This is a genomic window from Bowmanella yangjiangensis (assembly GCF_017255015.1).
Lineage (GTDB): Bacteria > Pseudomonadota > Gammaproteobacteria > Enterobacterales > Alteromonadaceae > Bowmanella > Bowmanella yangjiangensis.
Genome location: NZ_JAFKCS010000570.1, coordinates 1 through 474 on the forward strand (window position 1 = coordinate 1; position 474 = coordinate 474).

At 66.0% G+C, this 474-nt stretch carries 1 protein-coding gene; it reads left to right on the plus strand.

What is annotated here, in order from left to right:
• Positions 1–474: AraC family transcriptional regulator ligand-binding domain-containing protein (locus J0A65_RS25705; protein WP_206597041.1), on the plus strand; the 474-nt coding region annotated here is incomplete at both ends.

Below are 474 nucleotides of genomic sequence, written 5' to 3' on the forward strand. Positions count from 1 at the left end.
TGCGTCATGTGCTCGGCAGCCAATGGGCGCCGCGCGCCGTGCATTTCGAGCACCCGCGACCGGAGTGCTGGCACGAGCACTGTAAGGTGTTCGATGCGCCGGTGTACTTCGAGCAGCCATTCAACTCGCTGCTGATCCCCAAGCGCGGCCTGAACCGCGCCATGCCGGACAGCGATTCGGTGCTGCTGATGGTGATGCAGGATTCGCTGAACCAGATCAGCAGCCTGTGCGGCCGTGGCGAGCGGGACATGGTCAACGATGTGCGCGAGCAGATCCGTCAGCGCCTGTTGTACGGCGAGCCGGCGCTGGAGGAGGTGGCCGAGCTGCTGGGCATGACCAGCTGGTCCCTGCAGCGGCGCCTGCGCGAGCAGGGCCTGAGCTTCTCGCAACTGGTGGACAACGTGCGCCGCGAACTGGCCAACCGCTATCTGCGTGAGCCGCAGCTGCCGATCTCGCAGTTGGCCCTGTTGCTCG